This window comes from Pseudomonas sp. ES4, from assembly GCF_050586665.1.
Taxonomy (GTDB): domain Bacteria; phylum Pseudomonadota; class Gammaproteobacteria; order Pseudomonadales; family Pseudomonadaceae; genus Aquipseudomonas; species Aquipseudomonas frederiksbergensis.
On sequence record NZ_JBOBDO010000001.1, the window covers coordinates 304978 to 327053 of the forward strand.

Sequence of the window (22076 nt, forward strand, 5' to 3'; positions counted from 1 at the left end):
GACCTAACTATCCAACCTGAGCACTGCAAGGAAGGCTTCTTGTGGAATTTCCACGTTACCGACTTGCTTCATGCGTTTCTTACCGGCCTTTTGCTTTTCCAGCAGTTTTTTCTTACGGCTAACGTCACCGCCGTAGCATTTGGCCAATACGTTCTTTCTGAGTGCCTTGACGGAGGTCCGCGCAATGATCTGCCCGCCAATGGCGGCCTGGATCGCGACGTCGAACATCTGGCGTGGAATCAGTTCTTTCATCTTCTCGGTCAGCTGGCGACCTTTGTAGTGCGCGTTATCCTTGTGCACGATCAGCGCCAGGGCGTCGACCTTGTCACCGTTGATCAGCACATCCAGTTTCACCAGATTAGCCGATTGATAACGATCGAAATGGTAATCCAGCGAAGCATAGCCACGGCTGGTGGATTTCAGACGGTCGAAGAAGTCCAGGACCACTTCGTTCATCGGCAAATCGTAGGTCACTTGAACCTGGGTACCGAGGAACAGCATGTCGTGCTGGACGCCACGCTTCTCGATGCACAGGGTAATGACGTTGCCCAGGTGCTCTTGCGGCACAAGAATATTGGCCCGCACGATCGGCTCGCGCATGTCTTCGATCGAGGACAGGTCAGGCAGCTTCGACGGGTTGTCGACGTAAATCGTTTCACCGGTTTTCAGCAGCAGCTCGAAAATTACCGTCGGCGCCGTGGTGATCAGGTCCAGGTCATACTCGCGCTCCAGGCGCTCCTGGATGATTTCCATGTGCAGCATGCCGAGGAACCCGCAACGGAAGCCGAAGCCCAGTGCGTCGGAGCTTTCCGGGGTGTATTGCAGGGACGAGTCGTTGAGCGTGAGCTTTTGCAGCGCTTCACGGAAGTCTTCGAAGTCGTCGGAGCTGACCGGAAACAGACCGGCGTACACCTGCGGCTGAATGCGTTTGAAGCCTGGCAGCACGTCGACGTCCGGCGTGGAGCTCAAGGTCAGGGTGTCACCGACCGGTGCCCCGTGAATGTCCTTGATGCCGGCGATGATGAAGCCTACTTCGCCGGCCTTCAGGTCAACGGTGGCGGTGTGTTTCGGGTTGAAGACACCGACGCTGTCCACGAGGTGGATCTTGCCGGTGGACTTGACCAGGATCTTGTCGCCCTTCTTCACACGACCGTGGCGCACGCGAACCAGGGAAACAACGCCCAGGTAGTTGTCGAACCAGGAGTCGATGATCAACGCTTGCAGCGGATCTTCGTAGTTGCCGGTCGGCGCAGGAATGGTCTTGACCAGACGCTCCAGTACTTCGTCGACGCCCAGACCGGTCTTGGCACTGCACTCGACTGCGTCGGTGGCATCGATGCCGATGATTTTTTCGATTTCTTCTTTCACGCGGTCCGGATCGGCCTGAGGCAGGTCGATCTTGTTCAGGACCGGCATCACTTCCAGGCCTTGCTCGATCGCGGTGTAGCAGTTGGCTACCGATTGCGCTTCAACGCCCTGACCGGCATCGACCACCAGCAACGCACCTTCACAGGCCGCCAGCGACCGGCTGACTTCATAGGTGAAGTCGACGTGGCCCGGGGTGTCAATGAAGTTCAACTGGTACTTGATGCCATCGCGAGCGGTGTAATACAGGGTGACGCTGTGGGCCTTGATGGTGATCCCGCGTTCACGTTCCAGGTCCATGGAGTCCAGAACCTGGGCTTCCATTTCGCGCTCGGCAAGGCCGCCACACATCTGGATGAAGCGATCGGCCAGCGTCGACTTGCCATGGTCAATGTGGGCGATGATGGAGAAATTGCGGATATGACTCAAATCACTCACGGATCAACACTCAAAAAGGCTGCAGGCATAGCCCGCCGAAAAATAGCCGGGAATTGTACCTGATCCACGGCGCAAGCGTCACGTTCGCAGGTCAGACGGCGGATACAAAAACGCCCCGGTCTTGTGACAGGGGCGTTTCGAGTGACCATCAAGGACAAGGGAAACCCTTGATCAACCGGCCCGGCGCAACAACCAGAGCCCGGCCAAGGCACAAACACCTGCCGGAACAAGCACCGCAAACAGTGGCGAGAAACCGAAGACCAGGCTCGAAGGACCGAGCAAATCCTGAACGATGCGGAAGGTGAAGCCCACCAGCACGCCAGTGAACACTCGCTGACCGAGGGTCACCGAGCGCAACGGACCGAAGATGAAGGAAATCGCCATCAGCACCAGCGCGGCGGTGACCAGCGGTTGCAACACCTTGACCCAAAATGCCAGCCAGTAACGACCATTGCTCAAGCCCTGGTCCGCCAGGTAGTGGATGTACCCCCACAGACCACTGATCGACAGCGTGTCAGGCGACATGACCACGGTGCTCAGCAGCTGCGGACTCAAGGCGACATTCCAGCGCTCGACCGGGGTAGTAACCACTTCAGTGCTCTTTTCATGGAACAGCGTGGTGGTGACGTCGCTCAACTGCCAATGATCCTGATCGAACTCCGCCCGCTTGGCGAAGCTGGAAGAGACCATATGCCGCTCATCGTCGAAACGATAACGGGTGACGCCGTACAGCAGGCCGTTGGGTTGCACAGAGTTGACGTGAATGAACTCATCTCCCTGGCGATGCCACAAACCGTGCTTGGCGCTCTGCGCATCGCCGCCGCCCTGAGCCAGGGAGCGATTGGCCTGAGCGGTGACTTCGGTGGCCGGCGCTACGTATTCGCCGATCAGTACACCCACCACCATCAGGACCAGCATGGGCTTCATGACCGCCCAGACGATGCGACCGATCGACACGCCCGCAGCGCGCATGATGGTCAGTTCGCTGTGACTGGCCAGGCTGCCGAGGCCGATCAGGCAACCGATCAGTGCAGCCATCGGCAACATGTCGTAAAGACGACGCGGCGCGGTCAGCAGGACATAGCTCAACACATCGACCAAGGTGTAGGTATCGCTGACATCCCCCATCTCATCGATAAACGCGAACAGTGTCGCCAGACCGAGAATGATCCCCAGCACCGCCAGAATTGCCACGAACACGCTGCTGCCAATGTAGCGATCGAGCTTATCCACGAGCCACCTCCAGCGCGCTGCGGCGACTCGCCCGCTTCAACTGCAGGGGTTCCCAATAGAGCAAGCCCAGGCCGATGGCCAGGAAGATTGCATGCACCCACCACAACCCCAGAGCTGGCGGGATCTTGCCCTTTTCAAGGGCGCCGCGAGCGGCAATCAGGATGGACAGGTAAGCCATATATAGAAGAATCGCCGGCAACAGCTTGAGGAAACGGCCCTGACGCGGATTGACCCGCGACAGCGGCACCGCCATGAGGGTCACGATGAAGACCAGCAATGGCAGGGATAGACGCCACTGAAGCTCGGTGCGGGAGCGAATGTCATCACTGCCGATCAGGGAACCGGTGGTCATTGCATCACGGTCGGTCACTTCGTCGCTGACGTCCGGTTTGGGCAGCAGTACGCCGTACTCCTCGTACTTGATCGCCCGGTAGTCGGCCTGCCCCGGATTGCCGTCATAGCGATAACCGTTGTCGAGAATCAGGTAACGGTTACCGTCGGGGCGAATTTCCTGACGGCCACTCTCGGCCACCAGCACGGAAATCCCGCGATCCTTCTTCTCCGAATTGACGTTTTTCTGCGAAATGAACACGCCGCCGAGGTTGATGCGATCATCCGACAGCGTTTCGGTGTAGGTCACCCGCGTCCCGTCACGCAGCGCCTGGAAGCGACCCGGCTCGAGAGTGTCGAACTCAGTCAGGGCATCCTGCTTGTTCAGCAGCAACTGGAATTGATTGGCACCTTGTGGCGCCAGGCTCAGGCTCAGCCATGCCACCACCAGTGCGACCAGGGTGGCTGGGAAAAGGGTCATGGCAAACAGACGCTGCTGGCTCATGCCGGTGGCAGACAGCACCGTCATTTCGCTTTCAAGGTACAGGCGACCGTAGGCCAGCAGGATTCCGAGAAACAGGCCCAAAGGCAAAATCAACTGCAGGAAACCCGGCAGGCGAAAGCCCATGATCAGAAATAGCGAGCCCGGATCCAGGAGGCCAGAGGCCGCCTGGGCGAGGTACTTGATGAAGCGACCGCTCATGATGATGACCAGCAGCACAGCGCTGACGGCGCTCAAGGTCAACAGGACTTCGCGGGACAGGTAACGGAAGACAATCAAACCAGACACTCCAGGGTTGTCAGGCTAAGGCGGCCAAACAAGCAAACGTATCAGACGGCCCGCAGGGCAGAGCCGCCGAAAAAGTTGGCGCATTATCCTGTGATTGGGTGCGCCTGTCACTGCGCATGCTCAAGCAGGCGGGTAAAGCGCTGAAGATCGTACGACCGAGGGTTGTCAGGCTCGGGGCACGAGGTTCAAACTGCGGCCTTTGTCGCGGGCCGTGACCTGCGTCTTTCTATTTATAAGCAAGCTCGAATGCATGCTGTCGAGCTCTTGCGTGTTGACCATTAATTCAGGGACCCGGACATGGAACTGGTTGTAAAAAGCGTTAGCCCAGAAACGTTGAAAACCGCCACTCTGGTAGTCGCCGTCGGCGAAGGCCGCAAGCTCGGCGCTGTTGCCAAACAACTCGACGAACTGAGCGGCGGCGCCATCAGTGCTGTGCTCAAGCGCGGCGACCTGGCGGGCAAAGTCGGTCAAAGCCTGTTGTTGCACAGCCTGCCGAACCTCAAGGCTGAACGCGTGCTGCTGGTAGGCGTGGGCAAAGACGAAGAGCTGGGCGACCGCCCGTTCCGCAAAATCATCGCCGGCATCCTCAACACCCTTAAAGGCCTGGGCGGCAGCGACGCCGTGCTGGCCCTGGACGAAGTCGTGGTCAAAGGCCGTGACAGCTACGGCAAGACCCGCCTGCTGGCCGAAACCCTGGTGGACGGCGAATACACGTTCGATCAGTTCAAGAGCCAGAAAGCCGAGCCTCGCAGCCTGAAAAAGATCACCCTGGTGACCATCAAGGCTGCACAAGCTGAAGTCGAGCGCGCCGTGGCCCACGCCACCGCCATCGCCAACGGCATGGCGTTCACCCGTAACCTGGGCAACCTGCCGCCAAACATCTGCCACCCGACGTTCCTCGGTGAGCAAGCGAAGAACCTGGGCAAAGAATTCAAGAGCCTGAAAGTCGAAGTCCTTGATGAGAAGAAGATCAAGGACCTGGGCATGGGTTCGTTCTACGCCGTCGGCCAGGGCAGCGCCCAGCCACCACGCCTGATCGTCATGCAATACAACGGCGGCAAGAAATCCGAGAAGCCGTATGCACTGGTCGGCAAAGGCATCACTTTTGACACTGGCGGCATCAGCCTGAAACCGGGCGCCGGCATGGATGAAATGAAGTACGACATGGGCGGCGCTGCCAGCGTATTCGGTACGCTGCGTGCGGTGCTCGAGCTGAAACTGCCGATCAACCTGGTGTGCATCCTGGCTTGCGCCGAGAACATGCCGAGCGGCAACGCTTCGCGTCCAGGCGACATCGTCACCACCATGAGCGGCCAGACCGTGGAAATCCTCAACACCGACGCCGAAGGCCGTCTGGTGCTGTGCGACGCCCTGACCTACTCCGAGCGCTTCAAGCCGCAAGCGGTGATCGACATCGCGACCCTGACCGGCGCTTGCGTCGTTGCGCTGGGTTCCCACACGTCGGGCCTGCTGGGCAACAACGACGAACTGATCGGCCAACTGCTGAGCGCTGGCCAATCGGCTGACGATCGCGCCTGGCAACTGCCGTTGTTCGATGAGTACCAGGAACAGCTGGACAGCCCGTTCGCCGACATCGCCAACATCGGCGGTCCGAAAGCCGGCACCATCACCGCGGCCTGCTTCCTGTCGCGCTTCACCAAGAACCTCAACTGGGCGCACCTGGACATCGCCGGCACGGCCTGGACCAGCGGCGGCAAGGACAAGGGCGCCACTGGCCGTCCGGTTCCATTGCTGACCCAATACCTGCTGGACCGCGCCAAAGCCTGAAACCGATGACTTCCGATGGCATCACTCTCGGGTGATGCCACTTGAAGCTCAGGAACCGCAATGACCAAAGTCGACTTCTATATCCTGCCTAGCGCCGATCCTTCGGCGCGGCTGGATTTTGCCTGCAAACTCACCGAAAAAGCCTGGCGCATGGGCCACCGCATCTACCTGCATTGCAGCGATGCCGCCCAGCGTGACGATCTTGATGCGCGTTTGTGGACCTTCAAGGGCGAAAGCTTCGTGCCCCACGGCCCCGCTGAAAATGAGCCGGACAGCTTGATTGTGCTGGGCTTTGGCGATGACTGCGGTCCGCATCAGGACCTGTTGGTCAATCTCGCCCTGAAAGTCCCGGCATTCGCCAACAAGTTCGCCCGAGTGGCGGAAGTGGTGGTGGAAGATCCGACGATTCGTACAGCTGCGCGGGAGAGTTTCCGTTTCTACCGCGAACAGGGCTATCCTTTGCAAGATCACCGTTTACAGCGACTCTGAGCATTCCGATGGACACTCCAAAACCGCTGCAAAAGTCCGCGCACCTGCTGGACGACCTTGAGTCGATCCGTCAATTGCTCGGCGACGACAACCTGCAACCGCCCTTGCTCACCGAAACGGTCGAGGACGGTGACCAGGAGCAGATTCCGATGCTGTTCGATACCGTTGGCGCCAACCCGCCCATACTCGAACCCGCGCCACCCGCCCCTGCAGCCCCTGCCGCCCAACCGGCACCCGCCGCCAGCAAGAGCGCCGACGAGCTGCTGCACCTGGAAGACGAACTGCGCGCCGCCGCGCAATTGATCATGCAAGACGTGATCGACGACTTCGCCCCGCACATCGAAACCGAAATCAAACGCCGCCTCAGCGCGCGGATGGAACGGTTGTTGAGCCAATACGAATAACCCCAAGCCCGGCGGGTTTCTGTGGCGAGGGAGCTTGCTCCCGCTCGGTTGCGCAGCAGCCGCAAAGCCGTGTACCTGGCATACCTAACTTGCTGATGTCGGGGCCGCTTCGCGCCCCAGCGGGAGCAAGCTCCCTCGCCACAGGTTCATTCCACAGTTTGATCTGCGCCCGGTCTACCCCGGCTCGCCCTCCGCCCCATGCCCCGCTATACTTGCCGGCTTTTCCTGAATAAATGCCAATAGGGTCCCGCCGCGCATGGATAAGACCTACCAGCCGCACGCCATTGAAACTTCCTGGTACAACACCTGGGAGTCAGAGAATTACTTCGCCCCGCAAGGCGCGGGCGAGTCCTACACCATCATGATCCCGCCGCCGAACGTCACCGGCAGCCTGCACATGGGTCACGGCTTCAACAACGCGATCATGGACGCCCTGATCCGTTTCCGCCGCATGCAGGGTCGTAACACCCTGTGGCAGCCGGGTACCGACCATGCCGGTATCGCCACGCAAATGCTGGTGGAGCGCCAACTCGAAGCCCAGGGCCAGAGTCGTCATGATCTGGGCCGTGAGAAATTCCTCGAGAAAGTCTGGGAGTGGAAGGATCAGTCCGGCGGCAACATCAGCCGTCAGATCCGCCGTCTCGGCTCTTCCGTGGACTGGGGCCGCGAGCGCTTCACCATGGACGACGGCCTCTCGGAAGCCGTGAAAGAAGCCTTTGTGCGCCTGCACGAAGACGGTCTGATCTACCGCGGCAAGCGCCTGGTCAACTGGGACACCAAGTTGCACACGGCGATTTCCGACCTCGAAGTGGAAAACCACGACGAGAAAGGTTTCCTGTGGAACCTGAAATACCCGCTCGCCGACGGCGTGAAGACCGCTGAAGGCAACGATTACCTGATCGTCGCGACCACTCGCCCGGAAACCATGCTCGGCGACGCCGCCGTCGCGGTTAACCCGAACGACGAACGCTACAAAGCCTTGATCGGCAAGTTTGTCGAGCTGCCGCTGGTCGGCCGCCGCATCCCGATCATCGCCGACGATTACTGCGACCCTGAGTTCGGCACCGGCTGCGTGAAAATCACCCCGGCGCACGATTTCAACGACTACGAAGTCGGCAAGCGCCACAACCTGCCGCTGCTGAACATCTTCGACAAGAACGCCGCTGTATTGCCGGCCTGTCAGGTGTTCAACCTCGACGGCACCCTGAACGAAAGCATCGACGGCAAGATCCCGGCCGAATACGCCGGCCTGGATCGCTTCGAAGCGCGCAAGCAGATCGTTGCAGCGTTTGATGCCGCCGGCCTCTTGGTCAGTGTCAACGATCACGCGTTGAAAGTACCGAAAGGCGACCGCTCCGGCACCATCATCGAGCCGTGGCTGACCGACCAGTGGTACGTCTCCACCAAGCCATTGGCCGAGCCGGCCATCGCTGCGGTTGAAGACGGCCGCATTCAGTTCGTGCCGAAACAATACGAAAACATGTACTTCTCGTGGATGCGCGACATCCAGGACTGGTGCATCAGCCGTCAGCTGTGGTGGGGCCACCGAATTCCGGCCTGGTACGACGAGTCGGGCAAGGTCTATGTCGGTCGCGACGAAGCCGAAGTGCGTGCCAAGCACAACCTCGGCCCGGACGTTGCACTGCAACAGGACAACGACGTACTCGACACCTGGTTCAGTTCGGGCCTGTGGACGTTCTCCACGCTCGGCTGGCCTGAGCAAACCGAATTCCTGAAGAAATTCCACTCCACCGACGTGCTGGTCACCGGTTTTGACATCATTTTCTTCTGGGTTGCCCGGATGATCATGCTCACCATGCACTTGGTGAAAAACGAAGACGGCACGCCGCAGGTTCCGTTCAAGACCGTTTATGTGCACGGTCTGGTGCGTGATGGCCAGGGACAGAAAATGTCCAAGTCCAAGGGCAACGTCCTGGACCCGCTGGACATCATCGACGGCATCGAGCTCGAAGACCTGGTGCAGAAACGCACCTCCGGCATGATGCAGCCAAAACTGGCGAAGAAGATCGAGAAGCAGACCCGCGACGAGTTCGCCGACGGCATCGCCAGCTATGGCACCGACGCCCTGCGCTTCACGTTCTGTTCGCTGGCATCGACCGGTCGCGACATCAAGTTCGACATGGGCCGCGTCGAGGGCTATCGCAACTTCTGCAACAAGATCTGGAACGCCGCGCGCTACGTGCTGGACAAGGGCGAAGACTGCGGGCAGAACGGCGAAGCTTATGAGCTGTCGCTGGCGGATCGCTGGATCATTTCGCAGCTGCAACGCACCGAAGCCGAAGTGACCCGCCAACTCGATCAGTTCCGCTTCGACCTGGCTGCACAAGCCTTGTACGAGTTCATCTGGAACCAGTATTGCGACTGGTACCTGGAACTCTCCAAGCCTGTGCTGTGGGACGAAAACGCACCGGTCGAACGCCAGCGTGGCACCCGCCGCACACTGGTTCGAGTGCTGGAAGTCGCGCTGCGTCTGGCGCACCCGTTCATGCCGTTCATCACCGAAGAAATCTGGCAGCGCATCGCGCCGCTGGCCGGTATCGAAGGCAAGACGATCATGCTGCAACCGTGGCCTGTGGCCAATGAAGCACGCATCGATCAGGGCGCCGAAAACGACATCGAATGGCTCAAGGAACTGATGCTCGGCACGCGCAACATCCGCGGCGAAATGAACATCGGTCCAGGCAAGCCGTTGAACCTGTTCCTGAAAAACGTCAGCGCCGAAGATCAGCGTCGCCTCACCGAGAACGAAGCCCTGCTGAAGAAGCTGGCTCGCCTCGAATCGATCACCGTGTTGGCAGCTGGCGAAGAAGCACCGCTGTCCGCCACCGCACTGGTCGGCGAGATGGAAGTGCTGGTGCCGATGGCCGGCCTGATCGACAAAGACGCCGAACTGGCACGACTGGACAAGGAAATCCTGCGATTGCAGGGCGAAGTTAAGCGCGTGGGCGGCAAGCTGTCCAACGCCGGTTTCGTCGACAAGGCCCCGGCCGAAGTCATCGAGAAGGAACGCGCCAAACTGGCTGAAGCCGAACAGGCTTTGGGCAAGCTGGCCGAGCAGCATGCGCGGATTGCCAGTTTGTAACGGCAAATCGCAATGAAAAAGGGAGGCCCGAAACGGCCTCCCTTTTTTGTGCCTTTTTACTCAGGGCAAGTGCCACCACCGGGTAACTCGACACTGATTTTCACCCATGACTTCGGCGAACTAACAGTATTCCCCCCACGGGTTACCGAATAACAAACACCCAACGACCCCGAACGAATAGGTTTGATCGCGGTGGCGTACGGCCCGATGATGAAATCAACAGGCTGCCCCACATCCGCAGGGCCTATCACTCGCTCAAATTGAGTCGCTGTTCCTGGAATAGGGGTTTTATCATCGAAACTGGTGTATCCCTGGGAAAACAACGTCAGCACATCGCCTGGCTCAACACCCTTTATCGACGGAACCTTAGCAATAATCCCTTGCACGGGGCTGGGCTTGCTTGAGCAGTTAATAAATCCGAAATTATTGGTGCTTGGAAATGTTGCGGCAAACAAATCATCCATTACGATCACTCCCGAAATAAGTGGCCTGCTTTAGGCAGCGCTCACCATTGAGTAAATCGAAAAAAATATCTCTCGCCCACTGTCATAAATAACAGTTCCTCAAGATCTTTTCGGCATAAAAAGTGCTCCCTGGTGCACCAACCGCACTACTTTGGCCGGGCGCAGTTTAGATGTGGGACAATACCCGCCACTTTCAGCCATACCCGAATCGACCACACCCATGAACGCCCCCCGCACACCCCGCCCTGCGCGCAAAAAGCCTGATTCCGCCACCCCGGCCAAAACCGTGGAACCGCGTGAAAAGGCCAGCCTGCATCCGCGCAATCGCCATCAGGGTCGTTACGACTTCCCGGCGCTGATCAAAACCACGCCGGAACTGGCGAAGTTCGTGATCATCAACCCGTACGGCAAGGAAAGCATCGACTTTGCCAGCCCGGACGCAGTGCGGGTGTTCAACCGGGCGTTGCTCAAGTCGTTCTACGGTGTCGCCCACTGGGACATCCCGGCCGACTACCTCTGCCCGCCGGTTCCGGGCCGTGCCGATTACGTGCACTTCCTGGCCGACCTGTTGGCCAGCGTCAACGACGGTGAGATCCCGCGCGGCGCGCCGGTCAAGGTGCTCGATATCGGCATGGGCGCCAACTGCGTCTATCCGTTGATCGGCTACAGCGACTATCGCTGGCACTTCCTCGGCTCGGAAATCGACCCGACAGCCGTGGCCGCCGCCAAAGCCATCGTCCAGTCCAACGGGCTGAACAAGGCCATCCAGTTGCGTCAGCAAAGCAACCCCAAGCACATTCTGCTGGGCCTGCTTGAACCCGGCGAACGTTTTGACCTGACCATGTGCAACCCGCCGTTCCATGCCTCGATGGACGAAGCGACCAAGGGCAGCGAGCGTAAATGGCGCGCCCTGGGCCGTGCCGATCCAAAACGCAAACTGCCGGTGCTGAACTTTGGCGGTCAGTCGGCGGAATTGTGGTGTGAAGGGGGCGAAGCACGTTTTGTGACGCAACTGATCGCCGAGAGCGCGCACTTCCAACACAAAGTGCTGTGGTTCAGCACTTTGGTCTCGAAAGCCTCCAACCTGCCGGCGATCCAGACGGCCCTGAAAAAGGCCGGTGTATTGGAAAGCCAGGTCGTGGAAATGTCTCAGGGCCAGAAGCAAAGCCGCTTCGTCGCCTGGACCTTCCAGACCAAATCCGAGCAACAAGTGTGGCGTGAACGCTGGGCTCGCAAGAGCTGAGTCACTGACCAACGCAGATCAACTGTGGGAGTGAGCCTGCTCGCGATGGCTGCGTGTCAGTTAACGATGATGTCGACTGATGCACCGCCATCGCGAGCAGGCTCGCTCCCACATGGGTTTAGCGGTGTTCGCGGGGCAATCGCCAAATCGCAGACACAAAAAAGCCGTGCCCGGATCACTCCGGTGCACGGCTTTTTTTTACTGCGTCTTACTTGTTAACAGCGTCGGTCAGGCCTTTGGCCACAACCAGCTTGATAACTTTCTTGGCAGCGATTTCGATGGCAGCGCCAGTCGAAGGGTTACGGCCGGTACGGGCAGGACGCTCAGTCACTTTCAGTTTGCCGATACCTGGCAGAGTGATTTCGCCGCCGTTTTCCAGCTGATCGGCAACGATTTGGCCCAGTTGGTCCAGAGCGTTACGCGCGGTGGTTTTTGGCGCGTCGATAGCTTCAGCGATGTCGGCGATCAGTTGGTCTTTAGTAAGAGCCATGTAGTGTTCCTTCCCTATCAAATTCATATGGATTGCAGAGTGCAGTGTCAGCCATCGAGCCCGATCTTCTGGATCTGGCACCCTCGGCCACAACCGCGACGAGTCGGGGTTATAGATACCGAAATCAGGGTTTGGTTCGACCTGACAAATGCTGAATGCACGCTTAACGCAGTGACTTCGCGTAAGACCGGGCAAAACTAGCACAGAGACGGGGAAATATCCGCCTCTAGCTACCCATTTGGTCAGCTTTATTGCTCTAAATCGGCAAAAAACTGCATAAGGGCCATCGGACACCTGCGAATTGCCCTTCGTGCCGCGCCAAAACCAGTGGTTGCGGTACACTTGGCACTTTTTGGGGGAGCACGCCCTCCTCTCTTCCATCAGCCGAGAAGCCCATGCCGATCCGCCATTGCATCGTCCACCTGATCGACAAAAAACCCGACGGCACGCCCGCAGTTCTCCACGCTCGCGATTCCGAACTGGCCGAGTCGAGCGCCATCGAGTACATGCTTGCCGACCTCAACGAGAGCTACAACGCCAAACAAGGCAAGGCCTGGGGTTTCTTCCACGCCGAGTCCGGGGCGCATCCGTTCAGCGGCTGGCTGAAGGAATACCTCGATGGCGGCAAGGATTTCACAGCGTTCAGCCGGGTGGCGGTGGAACATCTGCAAAAGCTGATGGAGGAATCGAACCTCTCAGTGGGCGGCCACGTGCTGTTTGCGCATTATCAGCAAGGCATGACCGACTACCTGGCGATCGCCCTGCTACACCACAGTGAAGGCGTTGCAGTGACCGATCAGCTGGACGTGACCCCGTCCCGGCACCTGGACCTGGGCCAACTGCACCTGGCGGCGCGGATCAACGTCTCCGAGTGGCAGAACAACAAGCAGTCCAAGCAGTACATTTCGTTCATCAAAGGCAAGAACGGCAAAAAGGTGTCGGAGTATTTCCGCGACTTCATTGGCTGTCAGGAAGGCGTCGACGGTCCCGGCGAAACCCGCACCCTGCTCAAGGCTTTCAGTGACTTCGTCGAAAGCGAAGACCTGCCAGAAGAATCCGCCCGCGAGAAGACCAAGACCCTGGTGGATTACGCCAGCAGCCAGGCAAAACTGGGTGAACCCATGGGCCTGGAAGAACTCTCGGAGCTGATCGACGAAGAGCGCCCGAAAGCCTTTTACGATCACATCCGCAACAAGGACTACGGTTTGTCGCCGGAGATCCCGGCCGATAAACGTACCCTCAACCAGTTCCGCCGCTTCACCGGTCGCGCCGAAGGCTTGTCCATCAGCTTCGAAGCGCACCTGCTGGGCTCGAAGATCGAATACGACGAAGAAGCCGGCACTCTGATCATCAAAGGTCTGCCGACCCAGCTCACCGATCAGCTCAAGCGACGTAACTGATGCTCGGCAGCGTACTGAAGAAATTCCTGCTGATCCTGCTGGTGGTCGTGGTCTACCAGAACTGGGGCAAGATCGAGCGGGTGTTGCATCCGGCGCAAGGGGTGTCCGAGCAGACTCAGGCCAAGGCCAACGTCGTGCTCTATGCCACCGAATGGTGCGGTTACTGCAAACTGACCCGGCGCTTTCTCGATCAGAAGGGAATCCCCTACAAGGAGTTCGATATCGAAAAGGATGCCGAGGCGCGCAAAGCCTACGAAGCGCTGGGTGGCGGCGGAATTCCGATCATCGCGGTGAACGGGACGTTGCTTCGCGGGTATGACCCGGACGCCATTCTCGCCGCCCTGAAGTAACCTATTGGCTCACTCAATCTCTGTGGCGAGGGAGCTTGCTCCCGCTTGAGTGCGCAGCGCTCACAAAACAGTTAGGCCTGCTACGCAGTCCAGCGGGAGCAAGCTCCCTCGCCACAGGTTAGAGCCAGCACAATCATCGTGATGCCAGGTTATTGCGCTTCGATACGAAACCCGAACCGCGGAAAGTGCACATGCACCACACCCGCCCGCTCGTCTTCGCGACGCAGAATCAATTCTTCGCTACCCGCAAACAGCAACTCTCCCGCCACCGGATCAACGCCGTAATCGGTCGCAGCGATCACCACTTGCTGGCCTACTTCGAACCCGTTCGGCTCATCGAACTGCTCATCCGGCAATGCAGCCGGCGTGGTGTTGCGCGCGACTTCAAGCGCCTCCTCGGAAGTCATCTCGCTGAACGCGCCATGACCGAAGCCCAACACGCGCCCCAGCCATGCCGAAACCGCTGGATAAGCATCGACCAACGGTGACGTGACGGGCGTGGCCTTAAGGAACCACAACGGATGGGCCAGGGCGAAGTCGGCAATCGACGGCTCGCCGAACAGGAAGTCGCCCTGTTCGCGCTGAAGCTGTTGCTCCAGACGCGCCATGATGGTCGGCCACTGATGCCGGGCCTGTTCAGCCGACAACCGTGTGGCGCTGCCACCGCTGAACAGGCATGCGCGATCGGCCAGGAAGGCCTTGATCGCTTCAGGTGACAATTTACCGAAGCGCACCGCCACCGACGCCGGCTGGAACACCAGGCTGACCGCATGCTGGAACACCACCGAATCGGCCCACGCGGCGAAGGTCGCGGTGATCATTTCCTGACCTTCCGGAAAGAACGCCGGCAAGGCTTTTTCCTGCTCCAGACAACGTGCCATTAGCGCCGTGTCGCAATAAACATCAGCGCCAATCTGCAACACCGGCGTCTTGCGGTAGCCGCCGGTCAGCGCCGTCAGATCGGGTTTCGGCATCACTGGCGAGATGTTCACCGAACGCCATGACAGTCCCTTGAAGCCCAGCAACAAGCGAGCCTTTTCGGCGAAAGGGGACGTCGGGTAATGATGCAGAATCAACTCGGACATGCTCGGTTCCGTCGCTCGGATAAGGAAACCGCAGCTTAGCGCGCAATCCGCACGCGGCCTACCCATCTGCCTGATGGGCGCTTATCAGTCAGATTGATAAGCCCGCAGCAGCACTCGCGACCAAACATTCCTTGGCGCTTTTCTTGAGTTTTTTGATCAGTCGTTCCTGACGCAGCGCTTCGCTTTTGTCGCGGCAGGCTTCGGTGTAAACCAATGCCACGGCAGGGCTGGAGAGAAAGAAGCGCGCGCCCTTGCCACTCTGGTGAGTGGCGAAGCGGCGCGCGGGATCGTCGCTGATCCCGCAGTAGAGCGAACCATTGGCCGCGCGAACGAGGTAGACGAACCAGGGCTTGCTGACAGGCAGCGAGGGTTCGGCGGCGGGGACGGAAGATTCGCTGAGGGTGTTCACGTGACGATCAAGGCTTGAAAGGAAACAAGCCGCGATCTTATCAGCGACTGGCCTGGAATGCCTTCAGCCCCTTCAAGGCTTGAGCGCGCACGGCGTTTCTCACCACTGGCGTCCAGCCCAACAATAGCCCTTTGAAACCCAGCGCCTGTCGGGACCAGGCCCACAGATCGAAGCTGTCGTGATGTTCGCAAATCTTGCCGTCGCGAAAAACGAAGCGTGCCTGAATGTCATTGACCACGGTGTTGCCGGTCTGGCTGAACAGGTACGTTGCCACCCAATGGGCGCCGCCCGTGCGCTCATCGCTGCGTACGTGATCGAACGTCAGGGAAAAGTCCTTGGCCCGAGTGGTGAGCATCCGCCACATGTCGCCTGCATCGCGGCCGTGCAATTCGCCGAACGCCGGATCACTGAACACCACGTCGTCGGTGTAACAGGCGCTCATGGCTTCGGCATCGAGTCGCTGGAAGGCTTGGTAGAACCGGGCGATCAAGGCGTTGTGGGTATCACTCATGGACAGGCTCTCTGGAATTGCAAAGTAGCTTCGAAAGATAGCCTGCAACGATAGTCAACAAATGCGCGGAACACTATCGGCATTCGCGGGCCGAATACCGACAGTGCGCAGAACGTCAGACTTTCTCGCTTTGAACCTGAACGTACAACGAACGCCCGGCACCGAGGCCGGCGATGATCGCGCCGAGGCCGATGACGCCGAAGATCCATCCCACAGCACTCCAGCCGCCGGTCCAGTCATGCACGATGCCGACCGCGAACGGGCCCATGGACGCCAGGGTGTAGCCGAAGCCCTGGGCCATGCTCGACAGGTTCGCCGCGACATGGGAGTCCCGCGAACGCAGCACGATCAGGGTCAACGCCAGACTGAACGCACCGCCCTGCCCCAGACCCAGCAGGATCGCCCAGCCCCACAAGCCTTCGATCGGTGCGTAAAGACAACCGAACAAGCCGCCAAGGGTCAGCAGCATGACGATGATGATCGCCAAACGCTGGTCCTTGCCACGCGTCGCCAGCCATGGCGCCGCCAGTGAACTCGCCAACTGAACGATGACCGAACCTGACAGCACCAGACCCGCCTGGGTCGGCGTCAGGCCGCGGCCGATCAGGATCGACGGCAACCAGCCGAACACGATGTAGGCCAAAGAGGATTGCAGGCCCATGTAGAACGTCACTTGCCAGGCCAGAGGATCACGCAACAGACCGCGAACCCGATACGCGACGTTGTGCGCGCCGTGTTTCTGCCCGACTTGTGGCAACCAGAAAATCGCCGCGACCAATGCCGGAACCACCCAGAAGCCGAGGCCCAAGGCCCAACTCTTGTCGAAATGCTCGCTCAACGGCACGGTCGCGCCCGCGGCCATCGCCGCCCCCAGGCACAAGGCCATGGTGTAGACGCCGGTCATGGTGCCCGCGTGTTTCGCGAAGTCACGTTTGACGATGCCGGGCAGCAATACGCCGATCACGCCGATGCTCGCGCCGGCCAGCACGCTGCCGACAAACAGGCCGATCTCGCCGAAAGAACTGCGCAGGATGATCCCGCCGGCCAGCATCAAGAGAATGCCCAGCACCACTCGCTCAGCGCCGAAACGTCGAGCCAGCACGGGCGCCAGCGGTGCAAACAAGCCGAGGCACAACACCGGCAACGTCGTCAGCAAACCGGCGTGGGCGGCCGACAAACCGAGGGTCTTCGACACCTCGCTGAGCATCGGCGCCATGCTCGACAGCGCCGGACGCAGGTTCAGCGCCACCAGAATCAGCCCCAGCAACAGCAGCCACGGCCGCCGCAGGATCGGCGGGTTTTGCTGGACCTGTTCATCATCCGCCTCGGCGTCGATCAGCAGCGCTTCAAGCTCCGCCGTCCGCTTGGCTTGGGGGAGGCTGCTTTGGTTGACCTGCTGGCTGGACATGGGGTTCTCGGTTTCAAGGTTCATTGATCAACTGCCTCGACAGGGCTTTGGCCCGTTCCGGGTCGCGTTGCTCGACGGCATCAAGCAGTTCGATATGGAGGTCGAACACTTCTTGGCGTCGGGGGAAAATGTTCAGGGTCTCGCGCAATTGCGCACCGATGACACTGGAAAAATAGCGATACAGCTCGCTGAGGGTCGGGTTGTGTGCGGCGTCAACCAAGCGGCGGTGGAACACCAGATCGCAAGCGATATACGTGTCGAGATCGCCGTGGTAATGGCTGCCACTGACGCCCAACGCCTCGCGCAATGCCACCAGATCTTCGTCGGTACGACGCAACGCGGCCAGGCCGATGGCCTCGACTTCCAGAATGTGCCGAGTCTCCCGGGCTTGCTCGTGGGAGCAACGGGACAACGCCTTCATGGTGTCGAGCGGATCGACCACTGCCCGCAGATAGCTGCCGTCGCCCTGACGGATTTCGATCAATCCGGAAAACGCCAGTACGCGCATGGCTTCCCGCACGGTGTTGCGGCTGATCCCCAGCTCGGCGGACAGCTCGGGTTCTGTGGGTAATCGCTGGCCGACCCTCCACACGCCTTCGGTGATGCGCAGACGTAACTGATCCAGAGCCTGATCGACCAGGGATCGCTTAATTAATGGAGAAATTTCTGACATAGGATTCGCCCTTTCATCCAATCATAGGATGAATTTTCTGACATGTTAGTCAGCTTTATGTAGGACGGCAACCGCCTACGTTCAAAGGGCAGGAGAAAGAGCGGGATTTTCGATTAGTCAAAATTACCCTTTAAGGGTAATTTTAGGGACAGGGTTAGCGGCTTCTTATGGAAAAGAACACACCCCATTACGACTTGGCGGTGATCAAAGCGGATGTCAGGCGACTTGGAGGCAAAGCATTCACCAGCAGTGCTAAAAACGGCGGCAGGGTTCTTGGCTTAAACCTCGTGGAGATGCAGGAGGTCATTTTCGAGCTCCAGGGAAAGATGCTGTACAAGTCGATGACCACCTATGACGATCATCGCGTCTGGCAAGACGTTTATCACATCAACTCATACGGTCTGGAGATTTATATCAAGGTGACGTATCGCCCCGGCGGTGGTCCACCCGTAATCTCCTTCAAGGAGAAATCCCAATGAAAACCCGGCAGTGTTTTAGCTGTGGAGCCCAGGAAGGAATGCGACATTTCGAGGGTCGCGGCGAAACCATGAGCGTCAAAGGTATGGAGCGCCGCGTAAATGATTTATCTGGCTGGGAATGCCAGATATGTGGCGAGGTCGAGTTAGACGACAGTTGTTCAGAGCGTCATTCAGATGCGGGCGACGAACTGGTTATCGCAGCAAGGCAGATGATCGGCGACGAGATGAAGCGAATCCGTCGCAAACTGCATCTGACGCAAAAAGAAACTGTGCAACTACTGTCCGGTGGCGGACACAACGCGTTTTCCCGTTACGAGCGCGGCGAAATACTTCCTCCGAAAACATTGGTGCTGCTGATGCGCCTGCTTGACCGCTATCCGCATTTGCTCGCCGATGTGAAATCACTGGGTGAAGGGGCGGATTTGAGGGGTTTCAAGCATACAGCGCACAAAGAGCACGAAACCCTCACTGTTTCCTGAGCGCAAAAAACAAACCCGGCGCGAGGCCGGGTTTGTTTCTACGAGTCAGCTGGCATCAATGCAAAATCTGGCTCAAGAACAGCTTGGTCCGATCATTCTGCGGGTTATCGAAGAAGTCGTTCGGCGCAGCCTGCTCGACGATTTCACCCTTGTCCATGAAGATCACGCGGTTGGCCACGGTGCGGGCGAAGCCCATTTCGTGGGTCACGCAGAGCATGGTCATGCCGTCTTCGGCCAGGCCGATCATGGTGTCCAGAACCTCTTTCACCATCTCTGGATCGAGTGCCGAAGTCGGTTCGTCGAACAGCATGATTTTCGGCTTCATGCACAAGGCACGGGCAATCGCCACACGCTGTTGCTGACCGCCGGACAGTTGCCCCGGGAATTTATGCGCCTGCTCCGGAATGCGTACGCGTTCCAGATAATGCATGGCGATTTCCTCGGCCTTGCGCTTGGGCATCTTGCGTACCCACATCGGCGCCAGCGTGCAGTTCTGCAGGATGGTCAGGTGCGGGAACAGGTTGAAGTGCTGGAACACCATGCCGACTTCACGGCGCACCGATTCGATCTGCTTGAGGTCGTTGGTCAGCTCCACGCCGTCGACCACGATGCGGCCCTGCTGGTGTTCTTCCAGACGGTTGAGGCAACGAATGGTGGTGGACTTGCCGGAACCCGACGGGCCACACAGGACGATACGCTCGCCCTGTTTAACGTTCAGGTTGATGTCTTTCAACACGTGGAACTGGCCGTACCATTTGTTCACGCCCTGCATCTGAATAATGCCTTCAGGGCTCACAGGCTTTTTGATTGCTTCGCTCATTTCAGAACTCCTAACGCTTGTGGCCAGTGTCGAGCTTGCGTTCCAGATGCATGGAATAGCGCGACATACCAAAACAGAAAATCCAGAACACCAGGGCCGCGAACACATAGCCTTCGGTGGCCATGCCCAACCATTTCGGGTCGGCGGCGGCTTGTTTGACGCTGTTGAGCAAGTCGAACAGGCCGATGATGATCACCAGGCTCGTGTCCTTGAACAGCGCAATGAAGGTGTTGACGATGCCGGGGATCACCAGCTTCAGGGCTTGCGGCAGAATCACCAGGCCCATGCTGCGCCAGTAGCCGAGGCCCATCGCTGCAGCCGCTTCGTACTGACCTTTGGGAATCGCTTGCAGACCGCCACGCACCACTTCGGCAACGTAGGCCGACTGGAACAGGATCACACCGATCAGTGCCCGCAACAGTTTGTCGAAGTTCATGCCTTCAGGCAGGAACAACGGCAACATCACCGAGGACATGAACAGCACCGTGATCAACGGCACGCCGCGCCAGAATTCGATGAAGGTCACGCAGACCACACGAATCGCTGGCATGTTCGAACGACGGCCCAGCGCCAGGACGATACCCAGCGGCAATGCACCGGCAATACCGACAGTGGCGATCACCAGGGTCAGCATCAAGCCGCCCCACTGGCTGGTCGCCACCTGGGTCAGGCCGAAGACGCCGCCGTGCAGCAGGCACCAGGCAACAATCGGATACACCACCAGGAAGCTCAGCCCGTACACCGCTTTATGGTGAAAACGCGAGATGAACAACGGTGCCACGCCGATGACCGCCAACCATACGGTCAGGTCAACGCGCCAGCGCAAGTCCACCGGGTAGTAGCCGTACATGAACTGGCCGAAGCGCTGTTGGATGAACACCCAGCAGGCGCCCTCCTTGGTGCAGTCGGCCTGGCTGGTGCCGACCCAGTTGGCATCGAGGATCGCCCAGCTCAGGATCGGCGGCACCACCAGGTAGATCAGGTAGAACGCGAACAGGGTCAGCAGGGTGTTGAGCCAGCTGGAGAACATGTTGGCGCGCATCCACGCCACGACACCGATGCTGCGGTTCGGGGGCGGCATGTCAGGTTTGAAAGTATGAGTCGTCATGCGCTTTTCCTTACCGCTCGATCAGCGCAATGCGCTTGTTGTACCAGTTCATCAGCAGGGAAATGCTGATACTGATCGCCAGGTATACGCTCATGGTGATGGCAATCACCTCGATCGCCTGCCCGGTCTGGTTCAGCACCGTACCGGCAAACAACGAGACCATTTCCGGGTAACCGATACCGGCCGCCAGCGAGGAGTTCTTCGCCAGGTTCAGGTATTGGCTGGTCAGCGGTGGGATGATCACGCGCAGGGCTTGCGGGATGATCACCTTGCGCAGGGTCGGACCGTTGCGCAACCCCAACGAGTGCGCCGCTTCCGTCTGGCCGTGGCTGACCGACTTGATGCCCGAACGCACGATCTCGGCGATAAACGCCGCGGTGTATACGGTCAGGGCCAGGGTCAGCGCCAGCAGTTCCGGGATCAGCACCCAGCCACCGACGAAGTTGAAGCCTTGCAGCTTCGGCATTTCCCAGTGCACTGGCGCGCCGAAGATCAATGCGCACAGCGCAGGGATCACCAGGAACAGTGCCAGCCCAACCCAGAACTTGTGGAACGGTACGCCGGTCGCTTCGAAGCGTTTGGTCGCCCAGCGGCTCATCACCACGATGGCGACAATGGCCACGACGATGCTGACCACAAACGGCCAGAAACCATCCGCAGCCAACGCGGCCGGCATGTTCAGGCCACGACTGCTGACAAAGAAGGTGTCGCCGAAGTTATGGCTGTTGCGTGGCCCCGGCATGGTCAGGAACACCGCGAAGTACCAGAACAGGATTTGCAGCAGCGGCGGAATGTTACGGAAAACCTCTACATACACCGTCGCCAGCTTGGCAATGATCCAGTTCTTCGACAGCCGTGACACACCAACGATGAACCCGAGGATCGTCGCCAGGATCACGCCGATGAAGGTCACCAGCAGCGTGTTGAGCAGGCCGATGACAAACACCCGGGCATAGCTGTCCGATTCGGTGTAGTCGATCAGGTGTTGAGCGATGCCGAAACCGGCACTGCGCTCCAGAAAGCTGAAACCGGAGGTAATGCCCCGGTGCTCAAGGTTGGTCTGTGTGTTGTCGAACAGATACCAGCCCATCGAGACCACCGCCACGATGGTGATGATCTGAAATAGCCACGCACGCACTTTTGGATCGCTGAGGCTGAGCCTCTGCTTTGGTGCGCCGATTGAATTTTGCATGAAGTGCCCCGCAAAGAATGGAACA

At 59.1% G+C, this 22076-nt stretch carries 22 protein-coding genes; 9 read left to right on the top strand and 13 right to left on the bottom strand.

The genetic code is table 11. The annotated features are described in order from the left end of the window. Positions 1 to 3 precede the first annotated feature (3 nt). The 3 genes from lepA to lptF all read right to left on the bottom strand — a co-directional run bounded on the left by lepA (position 4) and on the right by lptF (position 4147). Complete coding sequence (gene lepA, locus ACQ4OB_RS01320; protein ID WP_008151572.1) at positions 4 to 1803, bottom strand: translation elongation factor 4; 1800 nt, start codon at positions 1801 to 1803, stop codon at positions 4 to 6. A 171-nt stretch (positions 1804 to 1974) separates the two neighbouring features. Further along, complete coding sequence (gene lptG, locus ACQ4OB_RS01325) at positions 1975 to 3036, bottom strand: LPS export ABC transporter permease LptG (RefSeq protein ID WP_074879952.1); 1062 nt, start codon at positions 3034 to 3036, stop codon at positions 1975 to 1977. Continuing rightward, positions 3029 to 4147: an LPS export ABC transporter permease LptF gene (lptF, locus tag ACQ4OB_RS01330; protein ID WP_074879956.1), complete on the bottom strand. Its 1119-nt coding sequence runs from the start codon at positions 4145 to 4147 to the stop codon at positions 3029 to 3031. Before lptF ends, lptG begins: the two co-directional genes overlap by 8 nt. Before the next feature lie 306 nt (positions 4148 to 4453). Between lptF and ACQ4OB_RS01335 the strand changes: the two genes are divergently transcribed. From ACQ4OB_RS01335 to ACQ4OB_RS01350, 4 genes are all read left to right on the top strand, one after another. Continuing rightward, on the top strand, positions 4454 to 5944 hold the full coding sequence (locus tag ACQ4OB_RS01335; RefSeq protein ID WP_074879959.1) for a leucyl aminopeptidase: 1491 nt from the start codon (positions 4454 to 4456) through the stop codon (positions 5942 to 5944). Between the two features lie 60 nt (positions 5945 to 6004). Beyond that, positions 6005 to 6433, top strand: a complete 429-nt coding sequence (locus ACQ4OB_RS01340; protein WP_074879961.1) for a DNA polymerase III subunit chi — start codon at positions 6005 to 6007, stop codon at positions 6431 to 6433. A gap of 8 nt (positions 6434 to 6441) precedes the next feature. Continuing rightward, positions 6442 to 6837 carry a DNA polymerase III subunit chi gene (locus ACQ4OB_RS01345; protein WP_074879964.1) on the top strand — a complete coding sequence of 132 codons (396 nt, stop codon included), beginning with the start codon at positions 6442 to 6444 and terminating at the stop codon, positions 6835 to 6837. A gap of 256 nt (positions 6838 to 7093) precedes the next feature. Then, positions 7094 to 9940, top strand: a complete 2847-nt coding sequence (locus tag ACQ4OB_RS01350; RefSeq protein WP_430954988.1) for a valine--tRNA ligase — start codon at positions 7094 to 7096, stop codon at positions 9938 to 9940. 56 nt (positions 9941 to 9996) lie between these two features. Here ACQ4OB_RS01350 and ACQ4OB_RS01355 read toward each other — a convergent pair whose 3' ends face one another. Further along, on the bottom strand, positions 9997 to 10404 hold the full coding sequence (locus ACQ4OB_RS01355) for a hypothetical protein (RefSeq protein ID WP_146011580.1): 408 nt from the start codon (positions 10402 to 10404) through the stop codon (positions 9997 to 9999). A 220-nt stretch (positions 10405 to 10624) separates the two neighbouring features. On the opposite strand from ACQ4OB_RS01355, the gene rlmF reads away from it, so the two are divergent. Then, complete coding sequence (gene rlmF, locus ACQ4OB_RS01360) at positions 10625 to 11647, top strand: 23S rRNA (adenine(1618)-N(6))-methyltransferase RlmF (protein WP_074879971.1); 1023 nt, start codon at positions 10625 to 10627, stop codon at positions 11645 to 11647. A gap of 208 nt (positions 11648 to 11855) precedes the next feature. Here rlmF and ACQ4OB_RS01365 read toward each other — a convergent pair whose 3' ends face one another. Then, the gene (locus ACQ4OB_RS01365; RefSeq protein WP_007905514.1) at positions 11856 to 12137 is read right to left on the bottom strand and encodes an HU family DNA-binding protein; all 282 of its coding nucleotides are present in this window, start codon (positions 12135 to 12137) and stop codon (positions 11856 to 11858) included. 395 nt (positions 12138 to 12532) lie between these two features. On the opposite strand from ACQ4OB_RS01365, the gene yejK reads away from it, so the two are divergent. Further along, positions 12533 to 13537 (top strand): nucleoid-associated protein YejK, encoded by a 1005-nt coding sequence (gene yejK, locus ACQ4OB_RS01370; RefSeq protein WP_008147593.1) that lies wholly within the window; start codon positions 12533 to 12535, stop codon positions 13535 to 13537. Further along, a complete protein-coding gene (locus tag ACQ4OB_RS01375; protein ID WP_074879974.1) occupies positions 13537 to 13887 on the top strand; it encodes a glutaredoxin family protein in 351 nt (116 codons plus the stop codon). The genes yejK and ACQ4OB_RS01375 overlap by 1 nt, the downstream gene beginning before the upstream one ends. A gap of 149 nt (positions 13888 to 14036) precedes the next feature. Here the strand turns inward: ACQ4OB_RS01375 and ACQ4OB_RS01380 are convergent, their stop codons facing one another. From ACQ4OB_RS01380 to ACQ4OB_RS01400, 5 genes are all read right to left on the bottom strand, one after another. Further along, positions 14037 to 14972, bottom strand: a complete 936-nt coding sequence (locus tag ACQ4OB_RS01380) for a glutathione S-transferase family protein (RefSeq protein ID WP_102616469.1) — start codon at positions 14970 to 14972, stop codon at positions 14037 to 14039. An 88-nt stretch (positions 14973 to 15060) separates the two neighbouring features. Further along, a complete protein-coding gene (locus ACQ4OB_RS01385) occupies positions 15061 to 15381 on the bottom strand; it encodes a GIY-YIG nuclease family protein (RefSeq protein WP_430954989.1) in 321 nt (106 codons plus the stop codon). Between the two features lie 40 nt (positions 15382 to 15421). Then, a complete protein-coding gene (locus ACQ4OB_RS01390; protein ID WP_430954990.1) occupies positions 15422 to 15892 on the bottom strand; it encodes a nuclear transport factor 2 family protein in 471 nt (156 codons plus the stop codon). A gap of 115 nt (positions 15893 to 16007) precedes the next feature. Then, entirely contained in the window at positions 16008 to 17324 is a 1317-nt protein-coding gene (locus ACQ4OB_RS01395; protein WP_430954991.1) for a CynX/NimT family MFS transporter, read from the bottom strand. Beyond that, positions 17314 to 17973: a FadR/GntR family transcriptional regulator gene (locus tag ACQ4OB_RS01400; RefSeq protein WP_430954992.1), complete on the bottom strand. Its 660-nt coding sequence runs from the start codon at positions 17971 to 17973 to the stop codon at positions 17314 to 17316. The genes ACQ4OB_RS01395 and ACQ4OB_RS01400 overlap by 11 nt, the downstream gene beginning before the upstream one ends. Positions 17974 to 18140: 167 nt before the next feature. Between ACQ4OB_RS01400 and ACQ4OB_RS01405 the strand changes: the two genes are divergently transcribed. Then, positions 18141 to 18452: a type II toxin-antitoxin system MqsR family toxin gene (locus ACQ4OB_RS01405; protein WP_074879991.1), complete on the top strand. Its 312-nt coding sequence runs from the start codon at positions 18141 to 18143 to the stop codon at positions 18450 to 18452. After that, positions 18449 to 18931 (top strand): type II toxin-antitoxin system MqsA family antitoxin, encoded by a 483-nt coding sequence (locus tag ACQ4OB_RS01410; RefSeq protein WP_430954993.1) that lies wholly within the window; start codon positions 18449 to 18451, stop codon positions 18929 to 18931. Before ACQ4OB_RS01405 ends, ACQ4OB_RS01410 begins: the two co-directional genes overlap by 4 nt. A gap of 55 nt (positions 18932 to 18986) precedes the next feature. Here ACQ4OB_RS01410 and ACQ4OB_RS01415 read toward each other — a convergent pair whose 3' ends face one another. Genes ACQ4OB_RS01415 through ACQ4OB_RS01425 form a run of 3 tightly spaced genes read right to left on the bottom strand, consistent with a single transcriptional unit; the run spans position 18987 to position 22051 of the window. Then, positions 18987 to 19751, bottom strand: a complete 765-nt coding sequence (locus tag ACQ4OB_RS01415) for an amino acid ABC transporter ATP-binding protein (RefSeq protein ID WP_074879996.1) — start codon at positions 19749 to 19751, stop codon at positions 18987 to 18989. A gap of 10 nt (positions 19752 to 19761) precedes the next feature. After that, complete coding sequence (locus tag ACQ4OB_RS01420; protein ID WP_074879998.1) at positions 19762 to 20859, bottom strand: amino acid ABC transporter permease; 1098 nt, start codon at positions 20857 to 20859, stop codon at positions 19762 to 19764. A 10-nt stretch (positions 20860 to 20869) separates the two neighbouring features. Continuing rightward, positions 20870 to 22051 carry an amino acid ABC transporter permease gene (locus tag ACQ4OB_RS01425; protein WP_430954994.1) on the bottom strand — a complete coding sequence of 394 codons (1182 nt, stop codon included), beginning with the start codon at positions 22049 to 22051 and terminating at the stop codon, positions 20870 to 20872. Positions 22052 to 22076: the final 25 nt, after the last annotated feature.